The organism is Sphingomonas sp., assembly GCF_035555815.1.
Taxonomy (GTDB): domain Bacteria; phylum Pseudomonadota; class Alphaproteobacteria; order Sphingomonadales; family Sphingomonadaceae; genus Sphingomonas.
In genome coordinates this window covers 1-15045 of the sequence record NZ_DATMGG010000195.1, presented here as the reverse complement: position 1 = coordinate 15045, position 15045 = coordinate 1, and the positions used below count along the sequence as shown (strand labels likewise).

The window sequence follows — 15045 nt, the reverse complement described above, 5'->3', positions numbered from 1 at the left end:
TCATGGCAAAGCTAGGCGACTGGATCGAACCGCACCCGACCGGACTGTACCTGCCCGCCGCCGACGCGTGGATCGATCCGTCGGTCCCGGTGGCGCGCGCGCTGGTCACGCACGGCCATGCCGATCACGCGCGCGGCGGGCATGGCGAAGTGTGGGCGACGGCGGAGACGCTGGAGATCATGGGCGTGCGCTACGGCCCGCAGAACGGCCACCCGGTCGCCTTTGGACAGACGCTGGCGATGGGCGGGGTCGATATCGGCTTCGTCCCCGCCGGCCATGTGCTGGGATCGGCGCAGATCGTGCTCGATCATCGCGGCGAACGGATCGTGGTGTCGGGCGATTACAAGCGCCGCGCCGACCCCACCTGCGCGCGGTTCGAGCCGGTCGCGTGCGACGTGTTCATCACGGAGGCGACGTTCGGCCTGCCGGTGTTCCGCCACCCCGAAACGCATGACGAGATGGACAAGCTGCTCGCCGCGCTGCGCGCCAATCCCGATCGCTGCGTGCTGGTCGGCGCCTATGCGCTGGGCAAGGCGCAGCGGGTGATCCGCGAATTGCGGGTGATGGGGTTCGACGATCCGATCTATCTCCACGGCGCGTTGCAGCGGCTGTGCGACCTCTACGTCGCCAACGGCATCGACCTGGGCGATCTGCGCCCGGCGACCGGGGTGGCAAAGGCGGAACTGCAGGGCCGTATCGTCATCGCCCCGCCCGGCGCGCTCAACGATCGCTGGTCGCGCCGGCTGCCCGATCCGATCACGGCGATGGCGTCAGGCTGGATGACCGTCCGCCAGCGCGCGCGGCAGCGCAATGTCGAACTGCCGCTGATCCTGTCCGACCACGCCGACTGGGACGAGCTGACCGCGACGATCCGCGAGCTGGCGCCGCGCGAGGTGTGGGTGACGCACGGGCGAGAGGATGCGCTGGTTCACTGGTGCGCCACCCACCAGATCAAGGCACGCGCGCTCGATCTGGTCGGGTTCGAGGATGAGGATGACTAGAGGCCGGGGACGCGGCCCGGTCCGCGACCGGATCGGACGGATGCCCGCGCCTGGAACATGGCCCGATCAGACCGAATCGGGACATGCTCTGTTTGTCTTTGTGTTCCGCATTTTCCGGGTCGGCAGATGATGCCATCCGCTTCGAGAATGCCCTAGCCGGTCGCCGCCGCTGCCCGCGCGCCCAGCCGCCCGCTTGCCGCCACGAAATCGCGGCGCAGTTCGGCGACGATCTCTGCCACCGGCTGTTCGGATGCGATCGCGTGGACGCCTTGCCCCGCGCCCCAGATGTCGCGCCAGCGGCTGTGGCCGCCCTCGGCATCGCCATAGTCGCGCGGCGGCGCCGCGCCGTCGGTGCCATAGCCGGCGGCGATCAGGCTGGCGCGCAGCCATGATGCCGGGGTGCCGGTGACGGCGGCGCTGACGACAATGTCCTCGATCGTCGCCTCGGCCAGCATCGCCTTGTACGCCGGCGCCGCCATGCTCTCGCGCGCGGCGACGAAGCGCGTGCCCATATAGACCAGGTCGGCGCCGGCCGCGATCGCCGCCGCCACCCCCGCGCCGTCGGCGATGCCGCCGCCGACCGCGATCGGCCCGTCGAACAGCCCGCGCACCGCCGCGACGAACGCCAGCGGGGAAAGCCAGCCGGTGTGCCCGCCCGCGCCCGCCGATACGCACGCCAGCCCGTCGGCCCCCGCCGCCAGCGCCTTGCGCGCCAGCCGCGTGTCGATCACGTCGGCCAGCACGATCCCGCCATAGCCGTGGACGGTGGCGATCGCCGGCGCCGGGCTGCCCAGCGCGGTGATCACGATCGGGGGACGATGCTTGGCGATCAGCGCCAGATCGTCGGCCAGCCGGCCGTTGGTCGAATGGGTGATCAGGTTCGCCGCCCACGGCGCGTGGCCCTGCGTCTCGGCGACGATCCGCGTCATCCACGCATCGAGTTCGGGCGCGGTGCGGCAATTGGTGGTCGGAAACGCGCCGACGATCCCCGCGCGACACGCCGCCACGACCAGCTCGGGGCCGGACACCAGGAACATCGGGGCTGCCACCACCGGCAGGCGCAGATTGGCGATCACGGCAGCCGCTCGACCACCATCGCCGCGCCGACGCCCGATGCGCCGGTGACGACGACCAGCCCGTACCGCCCACCGGCGGCGTCGAGCGCGTCGAGCAGCGTCGACAACAGGATCGCGCCGGTCGCGCCCATCGGATGCCCCTTGGCCAGATGCCCGCCAGACACGTTGACCCGCGCCGGATCGACCGCCCGATCGCGCAGGAACTTGGCGATCACCACGGCGAACGCCTCCATGAATTCGATGCGGTCGATATCGCCCAGCGACAGCCCGGCGCGCGCCAGCACCTTGTCCATCGCGGCGAACCCGGCGGTGAGCGAGGCGGAGGCGTCGCCGCCGACCTCGGCATAGGCGACGATCCGCGCGCGCGCGCCCGCCGCATCGCGCGTCAGCGCCGCCAGTCCGGCGCCGTCGCACATCGGCGGCGCGTGCGCGACGGTGTGGGTATAGGTCACCGGCTCGTCGCCGATCACCTCGGCAAAGCCCGCGCCCAGCTCGGCAAAGGCGGGCGCGATGCCCGCCAGCTTGTCGATCGTCAGCGACGCGCGCACGCATTCGTCGACCGCCAGCCCGTCGATCGCGATGCGCGACCGGGTCAGCGCGGGGTCGCGCTCGGCGGCGTCGGCGCGCGCCTGCGATGTCGCGGCGGCGGCATCCATCGCCGCGCGATCGATGCCTTCGCGCGTCGCCAGCCGGTCGGCGGCGACCGCGACCGGCAGATACTGCGCGGCGCGGGGCAGCGCGCGATCGGTGTAGAACGCCGCCTTGTCCGCCATGAACGGCACCGCCGACATCATCTCGACCCCGCCGGCCAGCGCGGTGTCGATCGCGCCGGTCTCGATCAGCGCCGCCGCCTGGCCGATCGCGACCAGCCCGGATGCGCAATAGGCGTTGATCGTCTGCGCCGCCGTCGCATCGGGCAGCCCCGCCGCCAGCTTGGCGACCACCGCGATGTTGCCGCCCTGCGCGCCGACCTGTCCGACACAGCCGAGCATCAGCGTATCGGTCGCGCGGCTGCCCGGCGCGCGCGCGTCGAGCGCATCGACCAGCGCGGTCACCAGCTGCTGCGGTGTGTTGCGCGCCAGCCCGCCGTCAGGCTTGGCCTTGCCGCGCGGGGTGCGCACCGCGTCGCGGATATAGACGGTCATCGGCGATGCTCCGGAAAGCGCGCGCGAAACGCGGGCGGCGCGGGATAGGCGAAGAAGCCCGGCGGGGCGGCGACGACGGCGGGGATGCCGGCGATCGCGACCGCGACGGTGGCGTCGGTCAGCGCGCGCGACGGCGGCGCGGCGGGATCGCCCTCGTCGATCGCCACGGTCAGGCGGATGTTGGGCCGGCCCAGGATATCGATCGTCCAGTGCCCGCGCCCGTCCTCCGGGTGCAGCCCGGGGTCAGCGGTCCACAGGATCGACAGCGTGATTTCCGCCCCGCTCGTCAGCGTCGCGGTCCAGCGCCAGCGGGTCGCCGCGACGGTGCCGGCGGCGATGGTGCCGGCGGGCAGGGTGATCGTGCGCGGGGCGATCGTCACGTCATGGTCGGGCGCGATCCGCGCGACCGGATCGTCCAGGCCCGCCGCCGCCAGGTACAGTACCTCGCTGAACAGCGCGCTGTACATCGCGGCGAGCGGCCCGCGGGTGATGTCGGCATCGGGCGCGGCGCCGAATCCCATCAGCCCGAACACGAACTGGGGGGACGCCATGCTCGATGCGTCGACCGTCTCGTTGATGACGATGCGGTCCAGCCTGCTGCACAGCCCGGTCGCCGCCAGCGTCACCCGCTCGACGATCGCGCCCGGATTGACCCCCAGTCCGGCGAGCGACACGCCACCCGCGGCACAGGCGGCGGCCAGCGGCGCGGCGTGGTCGTCGGGCTGCGCCGGCGGATAGTGGAATCCGGCGGTGGAGATCACGTTCTTGCCCGACGCCAGCAGCCGCGCGACGTTGGCGTTCATCGCGTCATAGGGCAGGGTGATGCGCGGCATGTGCATCACCACGTCGGCGTCCAGCGCCAGGATCGCGTCGATGTCGTCGGTCGCGATCACCCCGGTCGGATCGCGCCGCGCCAGCTCGCCGGCGTCGCGCCCGGCCTTGTCGGCCGAATAGACGTAGCAGCCGACCAGCTCGAGGTCGGGGTGGTCGATGATCCGGCGCAGCGACGTCCGGCCCATCGATCCGGTCGCCCATTGGATGACTCGATACGGCATCGGCTCAGGGATCGACGCGCCCGTTGCGGATCAGCGCACGATCCGCCCACACCGCGTGCGTGCCGCTGCTGATCTTGTGCGGCAGCGCGATTCGGCACACCGGCCCCTCGGCAAAACGCCGCGCGTCGATCAGCACGCATTCCGACGTGCCGCGAATATCGTCGATCACGAAGCTGACCAGATAGCCGTCGTCCTCATCCGTCGCGCCGATGCGCGGGGCGAACGGCGCCTCGCTGGCGTAGCAACCGTCCGGCAGCGTGAATTCCTCGATCGCGCCGGTGTGAAGGTCGTGCTTGATGAAGCCGTTGAACAGGAACCAGCCCGGTTTTGCGGTGACCGAATAGGCGTACCGATATGGTTTTCCAGCATAGCGCGCGTTGATCATGCCGAATTCGACGATCCGTTCGCACAGCCGCTCCTCGCGGGTGGTGCCGTCGGCCAGGTTGAAGCGCCAGCGGTGCAGCCGGCTCTTGAAGCTGTGCATGTCGAGATAGGCCATCAGATGCTCATGGCCCTCCACCGCGCTGGCCAGCGCGGGCGGGGTCGGATCTTCCTGGAAATAGCCGTCCATGACCAGCTCGTCGCCGTCCTCATAGGCGTTGAGGAAATGCAGGATGTAGCAGGGCGCGGCGTCGAACCAGCGCACCTCGCCTCCGTGGCGCGGCACCACGCCGAACCGCGACGGCAGGTCCTTGAAGAACCGCACCGCGTGGATGCCGCGCTCCAGCAGCTTGGGGTCCCAGAACACCGGCAGGTCGTTGAGGATCGAGAAGCGCGCGCTGAACGCCATGTCGTGGGGCAGCCGCGGGCCGGGCAGCGGCACCGGCATATAGCTCGTCACCTTGCCCGCGGTGTCGACCACCCCGTAATGCATGTAGGGGGCGTGCTTCGAATAGTTGAAAAACAGCAGCTCGCCGGTCGTCTCGTCGACCTTGCAATGCGCCGACACGCCGTCGATCGGCGCCCATGGCGCGACGCCCAGGTCCTCCAGCGTCTCGGGGTCGAGCGCATAGGCCTCGCCGCACTGGTAGAATGTCGACAGCAGCTTGCCGGCGTGGACGACGACGTCGGTCGACGCATTGTCCTTCAGCGCGCCGTGCGCGCCGAAACCGGGCCGCAGCGACGTGCCCGGCGAATCGGCCAGCCCGCCCCACAGCGACTGCCCCGCCTCCTGCTCGGCGTTGAAGCACCGCGTGCGGACGAAACGGTTGCGGTACGATGCCTTGCCGCCCCGGAACGAGATCTGGTGCAGCATCGCGTCGCCGTCGAACGGATGGTGGCGGCCCAGCGGCTCGTGCACCTGGTTCTCGGTGTTGCGGACATAGATGCCGTCGATGTCGTCGGGGATGCGCCCTTCGATCACCTCCAGATCGTCGACGTCGACCTCTTCGTGCAGCGGCGTCCACGCCCCGGTGAGATAGGGATGGTTGCTGGGCTTCAGGCTGGTGACGATGGCGGGCCGGCGTTCGATCTTCATGGCTAAAACCACCTTGGATTCGGGAAATTCCTGCGGACCAGAAGTGGATAACCCACTAAGTCTCGTAATGCAAGTGACTGGCCGAGGCATTCGCGCCCCGGCCAGTCACCCCCCCTCTTGGTTCAGAATTTGCCCGACAGGCGCAGGCCATAGGTGCGCGGCGCGCCGTAGAGCGACGCCTCGTCGCCCAGGAACGGGATCACGCTGGTGCGATACAGCTTGTTGGTCAGGTTCTTCGCCCACAGCGCGACCTCCCAATTGCCCTCGCGCTTGCCAAAGCTCACGCGCGCGTCGAGCAGGCCGTAACCCGGCTCGAAATTGGTGTTGTCCGGGCCGTAGAAGAAATTGTCCTGATAGGTGTAGTCGGCGTGCAGCTTGATCGCATAGTCGTCGTTGATCACCGGCTGCACGAAATCGCCGGACAGCGAGTATTGATAGTCCGGCGTGCGCGCCAGCTTGTTACCGCTGTAGATGATGTTGCGCGCCGGATCGACATAGTCCTTGTACTTGGCGTCGAGGACGGAGCCGGACGCGGACAGGGTGAGCTGGCGCGTCACCGCCACCGACAATTCGCCTTCGATGCCCTTGATCTTGGCGTTGGCGGCGTTGGCGACGACGGTGGTCAGCAGCACGTCGTCGAGCCGTTCGACCTGGAGATCCTTGAAGTCGAGCTGGAACGCGGCGAGGTTCAGCCGGACGCGCCGGTCGAACAGGTCGCTCTTGAACCCGATTTCATAGTTCCACGCGGTTTCGGGGTCGAACGCCAGCCGCGCGGTCGCCGCATCGGGCGTCGCCGCCTGCCAGCCGCCGCCCTTGAAGCCCTTGGCCATCGACGCATAGAGCAGGATGTCGGGCGTCAGCTTCCAGTCGAGCGCGAAGCGCGGCGTGGTCTCGCGCCACGTCTTCTTGACGTTGACATCGTACGGTCCCTGCAGCGGCGCCGGCGACAACAGGTCGCCCGCCGGCCCCAGGCTCAGTACCTTGGCGTACCCATCCATCACCTTGTGGTCGATGGTGTAGCGCGCGCCCGCCGACGCGGTCAGGCCGGGGATGATTTCATAGCTCAGCTCGCCGAACGCGGCATAGTTGGACGCCACGCCGTTCTGGGCAAAGACGTTGTCGCCGTCCAGGCTGTCGCGGGTGCTGCCGGGGCCGCCGGGCAGCGCCGAACGCGCGGTGTTCTGCGAACTGCGGTCGGTCTCCTCGCGCAGGTAATAGAGGCCGGCGACCCAGCGGAACGGCCCGGTGCCGTTCGAGCGCAGCCGGACTTCCTGGGTGATGCCGGTGTATTTCTCCGACTGGGTCAGCACCGAATCGGTGTAGGACGGCGGCGCGCCGGCGCCGGCCTGGCTGAACCTTTGCCCCGAATCGCCGATGCGGACCGCGCCCAGATAGGTCAGCGTCGCGAAATCCAGTTCGTAATCGGCGCGCGCGGTAAAGCCATAGGTGTTGCGCCGGTTGTACTGCAGGTACGGCGTCTCGGTCGCGCGCGGATCCTTGGAGATCTGGCCGGTGGTGATCGGCCCCACGCCGGCGCGCGTCGGATCGTCGACCGCGTGGCGCGCCTGCCCGCCGCCCTCGTCGTGGCTGGCGTCGGCGATGAAGTTGAGGGTCAGGCGCTCGCCCGCCTTGGCCAGCACCGACACGCGCCCGGCATAGCCCTCGAAATCGTCGAGTTCCTGCCCGTTGACGACGTTGTAGCTATAGCCGTCGTGGCGGTTCTGCTGCACCGCCACCCGCACCGCGACATTCTCGGAGATCGGGCCGGTGATGTGCGCCTCGGACTGGATTGTGCCGTAGTTGCCGACCGAGACATAGCCCGCCGCCTCGCGTGTGAAGCGCGGCACGCCGGTGACCAGGCTGACCGCGCCGCCGACCACGTTCTTGCCAAAGATCGTGCCCTGCGGCCCGCGCAGCACTTCCAGCCGCTCGAGGTCGAAGATCGGCGGAGTCGCGGCGCCGCGGCGGCCGACATAGACCTCGTTGATGAACAGGCCGATCGACGGATCGGCGGTGGCGCTGCTCAGCCGCACGGTGCCGACACCGCGGATGAACGCTTCCTGCTCGAGCGAGCCCTGCGCCTGGAGGGTGAAGCTGGGGGTGCGTCCGGCGATCGCGGTCAGGTCGGTGATCTGCCCCTCGCGCAGCTGGTTGCCGCTGAACGCGGTCACCGCGATCGGCACGTCCTGCAGCTTTTCCTCGATCTTGCGCGACGACACGACGATGTCGTCCAGCTGGGGGCCGTCCTGCACCGCCGGGGCGGCCGATTCGGCCGACTGGGCCATCGCCGGCACCGCACTGCACAGCGCGGCGATCGCCGCAGTCGACAGGGCGCCACGCACAATCCGAATACGTGCGAAATTTGCCATCACATCCTCCCCAAAAATTCGCCCGGCTTTGCCGTGGCCCTCGCTTGGTCTCATTAAGCAAGCGACATGCTTGTCGAACAGGGTCACTTGCTTGTCAAGACCCACCTATTGACACCCGATCCGGGCTGCGGCAACTTAACTTGCATAAAACGACTTATGCAGGAGAGAGCGAGTGACCGAGGTCAGCGACGCGAAGAAAATCGAGGTCGGCCAGGCGATGATCGCGGCGTGGAACGCGATGGACTGGGATGCCGCCGCCGCGCTGATGACCGAGGATACCGTGCTTCATTCGATGATGGTCGAACCGATCGTCGGGCGCGATGCGGTGCACAAGCGGATCTCCGGGCTGGGCGCGCTCGCCGACTCGATCGAACTGATCGTGCACAACATGGGCGTGATCAACGGCACGCTCTACATGGAACGGCTCGACACCTTCGTGTGCAAGGGCAAGCCGGGGTCGGCGCCGGTGTGCGGCGCGCTCGAATTCGAAGGCGACAAGATAAAGGTCTGGCGCGAATATTACGATCGTCACCATCTGTTGAGCGAGATGGGCGTGATCGAGGATTTCGACGCGGCGACCCGCTGAGCGCGCCCCGGCGATGGCGACCGTGGCCGCACCGCAGCCGGCGACAGCCGACTGGCCGAACCCGTCGCGCGCGTGGTTCGCGGTCGGCGTGCTCACGCTCGGCTACACCGTGTCGTTCATCGACCGCACGATCCTCAGCCTGCTGATCGAGCCGATCAAGGCCGACCTGCACCTGAGCGACACCCAGATCGCGCTGTTGCAGGGGCTGGCGTTCGGGCTGTTCTACACCGCGATGGGGCTGCCGCTCGGCTGGCTGGTCGACCGCGTCTCGCGCAAACGGGTGATCGCCGCCGGCGTCACCACCTGGTGCCTGGCCACCGCCGCGTGCGGGCTGTCGGCCAATTTCTGGCAGATCTTCCTCGCCCGCGTCGGTGTCGGCGCGGGGGAGGCGGCGCTGTCGCCCGCCGCGATCTCGATGATCGGCGATAATTTCCCGGCGGAAAAGCGCGCCTTTCCGATCAGCGTCTATTCAATGGCCAGTTCGGTCGGCGCCGGGCTGGCGCTGATGGTCGGCGGCGCGATCATCCAGGCGATCTCGGCCCAGCCGCGCTTCGCTCTGCCGCTGGTCGGGGATGTCGCGCCGTGGCAGGCGGTGTTCGTCATCGTCGGGATGGCCGGGCTGGTGGTGGTCGCGCTGCTCACGCTGGTCGCGGAGCCGGCGCGCCGCGAAGTCGCGGTGGCACGGTCCGGCGGCAACGGCTTCGTCGCGCATCTGCGCCGCCACCGCGCGTTTCACCTGCTCCACCTTGGCGGCATGGCGCTCTACTGCGTGCTGATCTACGGCGTGCTGTCGTGGATGCCGGCCTATTTCATCCGCACCTTCGGCTGGAGCGCGGGGGAGGTCGGGCTGCGCTACGGCTTTGTCGTGCTGGTCTGCGGCGGTGCCGGGCTGGCGGGCGCTGGCTGGCTGTCGGCGCATCTGTCGGCGCGCGGGGTGCGCGCGGCCAGCCTGAAGGTCACCGGCGTGTCGATCCTGCTCGTTACGCCGCTGATGATCGCGGCGTGCCTGGCGCCGGACGGCTGGACCGCGCTGGCGATCCTCGCCCCGGCGATGATTCCGTTCACCGCGTCGGGCGGGCTGGCGGTCGCCGCGCTGTGCGATCCGGCGCCGGGCGATCTGCGCGGGCGCACCGCCGCGCTCTACTATTTCGTGCTCGGCGTGGTCGGCCTGACGGTGGGGCCGGTCAGCGTCGCGCTGATCACCGAGCATCTGTTCGGCGATCCGCGCGCGCTGGGGCCCGCGATCGCGGTGGCGGCGGCGATCCTCGGCCCGCTCGCCGGGCTGGGCGTGCTGCTGGCGATCAAGCCCTATGAACGGGCGATGGCGGCGCTGGCCGCGATGACTTCCAACGATCGGATCGAACCATGACCTACATCCTCGGCGGCTGGCAGAGCGACTTTTCCGACAACTGGTCGCGGCGCGGCATCGACCTTGCCGACGCCTTTGCCGAAACGGTGGCGCAGGGGCTCGATGCGACCCGACTCGATCCGGCCGATGTCGATACCGGCCACGTCGGCAATTTCGTCGCCGAACTGTTCGCCGGGCAGGGGCTGCTGGGCGGCTTCTTCGGACTGGCGCATCCCGATTTCGACGGCCTGCCGACCTCCCGGCACGAAGCGGCGTGCGCGTCCGGGTCGATCGCGATCCTCGCCGCCACGGCGGAGATCGAGGCGGGGCGCTACGGCCTCGCCTGCGTGGTCGGGATGGAGCAGATGCGCAACGTCCCCGGCGTCACCGCCGCGCAGCATCTCGGCGCCGCCGCCTGGGCGGGGCATGAATTCGGCGACGCCACCTATGTCTGGCCGCGCGCCTTTTCCGACCTGACCGAGGAATATGACCGCCGCTACGGCATCCGCGCCGAGCATCTGCGCCGCATCGCCGAGATCAATTTCGCCAACGGCCGCCGCAATCCCAACGCACAGACGCGCGGCTGGACCTTCCCGCCCGCCGCCTTCACCGACGACGACGACGCCAACCCGGTGGTCGAGGGGCGGATGCGCAAGACCGATTGCGGGCAGGTGACCGACGGCGCCAGCGTGATCTTCCTCGCCTCGCCCGCCCGCGCCGCCGCCTACGCCCGGTCGCGCGACATTCCGCTCGACAGCCTGCCGCGGATCACCGGCTGGGGCCATCGCTCCGCCCCGATTTCCTACCGGCGCAAGGTCGATGCCAGCGCCGGCAGCGGCTATGTCTTTCCGCAGGTCAAGCGCGCGGTCGACGATGCGCGGGCGCGCGCCGGCATCCCGCTCGACGCGGTCGACGCGTTCGAGGTCCACGACTGTTTCACCATGACCGAATATATGGCGATCGACCATCTCGGCCTGACCGCGCCGGGGGAGGCGTGGAAGGCGATCGAGGCCGGCGATATCGAGATCGACGGCACCTCGCCGATCAATCCGTCGGGCGGCCTCATCGGCTGCGGTCACCCGGTCGGCGCGACCGGCGTGCGCATGGCGCTCGATGCGTTCAAGCAGGTGACCGACACTGCCGGCGACTGCCAGGTAGAGGGCACCAAAACCGTTCAGACGCTCAACATCGGCGGATCGACCACCACCACCGTCAGCCTGGTCGTACAGGCGGCGGCGTGATCGATCGACGCACCATCATGATCGGCGGCGCCGCATGCACCCTCGCGGCGACCGTTCCGGCATTTTCAAAGGAGAGAACACCCATGGCCGACCATATCCAGACGCTGCGCAACGTGATCGAGAGCTGGCATCGCGCCGACGTCGAGGGCGTGCTCGCCAATCTGCATGAGGACATCACCTGGAACAATTCGGGCGGAATGAAGCCGCCGATCCAGGGCAAGGCGACGATGCGCGCGACGCTGGAGGCGATGAAGGGCCGGCTCAAGAACAACCGCTGGCGGCTGTTCGATGTCGCGCAGGACGGTGACAAGGTGTGGATGGAGGGGGTCGACGAATTCGACACCGCCGACGGCACCCGCATCGCCATCCCCTATTGCGGCATCCTCGAATATGAGGACGGTCTGATCCGCAAGTGGCGCGAATATTTCGACGGCCGCCTTCAGGAAGAACAGATCGCGGGCAAGGGCGTTCGCCCGACCGTCGACGCGATGCTCGACCGGCCGGCGGTCTGAACCATGGCGACGCTCGCCCAGGATTCCGCCACGCTGCCGCCGTTCCGCGAAGCGGGGCTGATGCCGGTCGACCTCGATGTCGAACGGCGCGCCGACGGCACGATCGTGCTGCGCACGCGCGTGCCGCTGGCGGCCTATGATGCGAACATCCCCGCCGCGCTGGTTGGCGCGGTTGCGGCCAATCCCGAAAAGCCCGCGCTGGCCTGGCGCGTGGCGGGGCAGGATGGCTGGGCGAGCTTCACCTATGCCGAACTCAAGCAGCGCATCGACGCCGCCAGCCAGTGGCTGCTCGATCACGCCCCCGCCGGGCGCCCGCTGCTGCTGATCGCCGACAACACCCCGGCGTTCGCCATCGCCACCTTCGCGGCGTGGGCGGCCGGGCTGCCGGTGTGTCCGGTCAGCACCGCCTATGGCGCGATGGGCGGCGACTTCGGCCGGCTGGCGCACGTCGTGGCAAAGGTCCGGCCGGGCGTGGTCTTTGCCGAGAATTCGGCAAGGCTCGCCCCCGCGCTCGCCGCGCTCGATCTCGGCGACGCGATCGTCGTCACCGCCGATCCGTCGGCGATCGCGCCTTCGTCGGTGGCGATCGACACGCTGCTGGAAACACCGCCGACCGACGCGGTGCCCGCTGCGATCGCCGCGATCCGCCCCGACGATGTCGCCGCCTATATGCTCACCTCGGGATCGACCGGCCTGCCCAAGCTGGTGACGATCACCTTCGACAATCTCGCCGCCAATTCCGCCCAGTGCCGCCAGATCATCGGCGAGGGCGCCGGCTGGCACGACGTCATGCTCGACTGGCTGCCGTGGCATCACGCCGCCGGCGCCTTCGTCCTGCGTACCACGCTGACGCAGGGGGGCACGCTCTACATCGACGATGGCAAACCGATGCCCGGCCTGTTCGCCGAATCGATCCGCAACCTGCGCGAGATTCCCGTCCGCTATTTCAACAACGTGCCGCTCGGCTTCACCCTGCTGGTCGAAGCGCTGGAGGCCGATCCCGAACTGCGCCGCAGCTTCTTTCAGCGGCTGGGGGTGATCCTCTACGGCGGCGCCGGGCTCAGCCAGCCGATCTACGACCGGCTCCAGTCCGCCGCCATCGCCGAGACCGGGCACCGCATCATGCTGATCTCGGGCTATGGCTCGACCGAGACGGTGTCGGCGTTCATGGCGATCCACTTCGAGACCGACAAGGTCGGCATCGGCCTGCCGTCGCCGGGCGCGGTGGTGAAGCTGGTTCCGTCGGGCGATCGCTACGAAGTGCGCGCCGCCGGCCCCAACGTCACGCGCGGCTATCTCGACGAGCCGGAGAAGAACGCCGAGGTGTTCGACGAAGAGGGCTTCTACCGCACTGGCGACATGGCGGTGTTCCACGATCCCGACGTGCCCGAACTCGGCCTCGCCTTCGCCGGCCGCGCGGCGGAGGAGTTCAAGCTGTCGAGCGGCGCCTGGGTCTATGGTGGGGCCTTGCGCGATCAGTTGCTCAAGGCGCTGGCGCCCGGCGTGCGCGACGTCGTGCTGTGCGACGCCAACCGGCCCTATCTGACCGCGCTGTTCTGGCTGACCCCGGACGGCAGCCGCGCCGCGCTGGCCGAGGGGCTGGCGCGGTTCAACGCCGCGCAGCACGGCACCGCCTCGCGCATCCGGCGCGCGCTGGTGCTCGACGTGCCGCCCGATCCCAACGCGCATGAAATGTCCGACAAGGGCACGATCAACCGCCGCGCGGTGATCGACCGCCGCGGCCATGAAGTCGAGCGGCTCTACGCCGATGCGCCCGATTCCGACGTCATCGTTCTTTAAAAGAGGATATCCATGACCCACGCTCCCGAAATCCAGGCCCTGCTCGACAGGCAGGCGATCACCGACGTCATCAACCTCTATCTGCGCGGCGCCGACCGGGCGGAGATAGCGCTGATCGCCGACGCCTATCATCCCGACGCGATCGAGGATCATGGCGGGGTCTATAACGGTCCGGCGTCCGACTATGTCGCGCTTATGGCCAAGATGCTGCCCAAGGGCGGGATCATGAACCACATCGCCACCAACATCGTCATCGAACTGGACGGCGATACCGCCCATGCCGAACATTACATCCTCGCCTTCGCGCGGATGAAGAAGGACGGGGAAAAGTTCGACACGCTGACGCTGGCGCGCGCGATCGACCGGTTCGAACGCCGCGACGGCGCGTGGAAGATCGCGCACCGCCGGCTGGCGTGGGAATGGAACCACGAGATGCCGTTCGCCGAAAGCTGGGGCCGGGGCATGATGTTCCCCGAAGGGACCGAGCTGGTGCGCGGCGCCAAGCACCCCAACGACGTCCTCTACACCGCGCGGGCCGCGTAATGGCGACCGCGATCGAGGGGTCGGTGGCGCTGGTCACCGGCGGCAACCGCGGCATCGGCGAGGGTTTCGTCCGCACGCTGCTCGCGGCGGGCGCGGCCAAGGTCTATGTCGGCAGCCGCGATCCGGCCGCCGCGCAGCACCTGGTCGACGAAAGCGGCGGCAAGGCGGTCGCGTTGCGGCTCGACGTCGCCGATCCGGCGCAGATCGCGGAGGCGGCGCGCATCGCCACCGACGTCACCATCCTGGTCAACAACGCCGGCGCCTTCCTCAACCAGCGGCTGATCGGCGCCGAGACGATGGACGCCGCGCGGCAGGAGATGGAGGTCAATTACTTCGGCCTGCTCGGCATGTGCCGCGCGTTCGCCCCGGCGCTGAAGGCCAATGGCGGCGGCGCGATCGTCAACGTGCTGTCGTCGGGCGGGCTGGTCGCGGTGCCGGTGATGGGCGGCTACAGCCCGTCGAAGTTCGCCGCGCGCGCCGCGACCACGTCGATCCGCGCCGAGCTGGCGAAACAGGGCACCACCGTGTCCGCGCTGATCGTCGGCTCGGTCGACACGCGCATGGCGGCGCACGTCGCCGGGGCGAAGGAACGGCCGGAGGATATCGCCAGGGTCGGCCTGTCGGCGATCAAGCGCGGCACGACGGAGGTCGATACCGATCGCATGGCGGTCGAGGTGCGCGCGCAAAAGGCGCTCGATCCCAAGGCGCAGGAACGCGCGCTGGCGCGGATGCTCGATGTGGAAACGATCTCGACCGGGCGCTGAGCCGGCGGGAGCAGGAGGGGGTTTTCGATGGATATTGTAAAGATACTGGCGATCGATGCGGTGACGGTGGTGATCGCCTTCACCGCGCTGTGGGCGATCTGCGCGTCGATCCGTGACGTGACGATGGT

Annotated in this window: 13 protein-coding genes; 8 read left to right on the top strand and 5 right to left on the bottom strand. The window is 69.0% G+C overall.

All coding sequences use genetic code 11. The features are described from left to right. The first annotated feature begins 2 nt into the window (after nucleotides 1-2). Complete coding sequence (locus tag VNR91_RS11285) at nucleotides 3-1001, top strand: ligase-associated DNA damage response exonuclease (RefSeq protein WP_325490869.1); 999 nt, start codon at nucleotides 3-5, stop codon at nucleotides 999-1001. Between the two features lie 152 nt (nucleotides 1002-1153). Here the strand turns inward: VNR91_RS11285 and VNR91_RS11280 are convergent, their stop codons facing one another. The 5 genes from VNR91_RS11280 to VNR91_RS11260 form a co-directional block, all read right to left on the bottom strand. Next, nucleotides 1154-2077, bottom strand: coding sequence for a nitronate monooxygenase (locus tag VNR91_RS11280; RefSeq protein WP_325490868.1), 924 nt, complete (start codon nucleotides 2075-2077; stop codon nucleotides 1154-1156). Further along, nucleotides 2074-3222 (bottom strand): acetyl-CoA C-acyltransferase, encoded by a 1149-nt coding sequence (locus VNR91_RS11275; protein ID WP_325490867.1) that lies wholly within the window; start codon nucleotides 3220-3222, stop codon nucleotides 2074-2076. Before VNR91_RS11275 ends, VNR91_RS11280 begins: the two co-directional genes overlap by 4 nt. After that, nucleotides 3219-4277 (bottom strand): hypothetical protein, encoded by a 1059-nt coding sequence (locus VNR91_RS11270; RefSeq protein ID WP_325490866.1) that lies wholly within the window; start codon nucleotides 4275-4277, stop codon nucleotides 3219-3221. Before VNR91_RS11270 ends, VNR91_RS11275 begins: the two co-directional genes overlap by 4 nt. Nucleotides 4278-4281: 4 nt before the next feature. After that, nucleotides 4282-5754: a carotenoid oxygenase family protein gene (locus VNR91_RS11265; protein ID WP_325490865.1), complete on the bottom strand. Its 1473-nt coding sequence runs from the start codon at nucleotides 5752-5754 to the stop codon at nucleotides 4282-4284. Between the two features lie 122 nt (nucleotides 5755-5876). Next, nucleotides 5877-8123 (bottom strand): TonB-dependent receptor, encoded by a 2247-nt coding sequence (locus VNR91_RS11260; RefSeq protein WP_325490864.1) that lies wholly within the window; start codon nucleotides 8121-8123, stop codon nucleotides 5877-5879. 172 nt (nucleotides 8124-8295) lie between these two features. On the opposite strand from VNR91_RS11260, the gene VNR91_RS11255 reads away from it, so the two are divergent. The 7 genes from VNR91_RS11255 to VNR91_RS11225 all read left to right on the top strand — a co-directional run bounded on the left by VNR91_RS11255 (nucleotide 8296) and on the right by VNR91_RS11225 (nucleotide 14917). After that, nucleotides 8296-8709: a limonene-1,2-epoxide hydrolase family protein gene (locus tag VNR91_RS11255; protein WP_325490863.1), complete on the top strand. Its 414-nt coding sequence runs from the start codon at nucleotides 8296-8298 to the stop codon at nucleotides 8707-8709. A gap of 13 nt (nucleotides 8710-8722) precedes the next feature. Beyond that, the gene (locus VNR91_RS11250; RefSeq protein ID WP_325490862.1) at nucleotides 8723-10078 is read left to right on the top strand and encodes an MFS transporter; all 1356 of its coding nucleotides are present in this window, start codon (nucleotides 8723-8725) and stop codon (nucleotides 10076-10078) included. Then, on the top strand, nucleotides 10075-11298 hold the full coding sequence (locus VNR91_RS11245) for an acetyl-CoA acetyltransferase (RefSeq protein WP_325490861.1): 1224 nt from the start codon (nucleotides 10075-10077) through the stop codon (nucleotides 11296-11298). The genes VNR91_RS11250 and VNR91_RS11245 overlap by 4 nt, the downstream gene beginning before the upstream one ends. Before the next feature lie 83 nt (nucleotides 11299-11381). Then, nucleotides 11382-11810, top strand: coding sequence for a nuclear transport factor 2 family protein (locus tag VNR91_RS11240; RefSeq protein WP_325490860.1), 429 nt, complete (start codon nucleotides 11382-11384; stop codon nucleotides 11808-11810). Nucleotides 11811-11813: 3 nt separating this feature from the next. Beyond that, complete coding sequence (locus VNR91_RS11235) at nucleotides 11814-13610, top strand: AMP-binding protein (RefSeq protein ID WP_325490859.1); 1797 nt, start codon at nucleotides 11814-11816, stop codon at nucleotides 13608-13610. A gap of 12 nt (nucleotides 13611-13622) precedes the next feature. Beyond that, the gene (locus VNR91_RS11230) at nucleotides 13623-14153 is read left to right on the top strand and encodes a nuclear transport factor 2 family protein (protein WP_325490858.1); all 531 of its coding nucleotides are present in this window, start codon (nucleotides 13623-13625) and stop codon (nucleotides 14151-14153) included. Further along, nucleotides 14153-14917, top strand: a complete 765-nt coding sequence (locus tag VNR91_RS11225; protein WP_325490857.1) for an SDR family oxidoreductase — start codon at nucleotides 14153-14155, stop codon at nucleotides 14915-14917. Before VNR91_RS11230 ends, VNR91_RS11225 begins: the two co-directional genes overlap by 1 nt. Nucleotides 14918-15045 lie beyond the last annotated feature (128 nt).